General features: G+C 67.8%; 1 protein-coding gene. It reads left to right on the top strand.

Going from position 1 to position 404, the window contains the following annotated elements; translation table 11 throughout:
* The coding region (locus BJP32_RS17420; RefSeq protein WP_158043323.1) for a hypothetical protein at positions 1 to 404 on the top strand (404 nt) is incomplete at both ends.

Here is a 404-nt window from a genome sequence, read left to right as displayed (position 1 = left end):
AAGGCGGATGCGCCGCACGGCGAGCCGGGCATCCCCGAATTGCTCAACAACTCGAATGCCTTCGACTGCGCCGACGCTGCCACCGCAGACGGCTTCTATCGTGCCCCGTGCATCCCGGTCACGCTTCCGGGCGGCACCGAGACGTGGCGATACACGGTCACCAACTCCGGCACCCTCCCGATGGACCGGGTCGTGTCGATCGACAACCTTCCCACGCCCGGTGATCAGGGCCTCATCGTCACGCTGCCGCGCCAGAGTGAGTGGGAGCCGACACTGGTCTCGGAGGCGCTGCTGTCAGGCGCGCCGGACGGCACTACGATCACGACCTACACGTCGCCGCAGGATGTGCCCTGCATCGCAGACCTCAACCCGCTCGGTGGCCAGTGCGCACCGGGCTCCTGGAC

The organism is Brevundimonas sp. ZS04, assembly GCF_001956865.1.
Classification (GTDB): domain Bacteria; phylum Pseudomonadota; class Alphaproteobacteria; order Caulobacterales; family Caulobacteraceae; genus Brevundimonas; species Brevundimonas diminuta.
The sequence above is the reverse complement of the archived record's forward strand: the minus strand, read 5'-3'. Positions and strand labels throughout refer to the sequence as shown.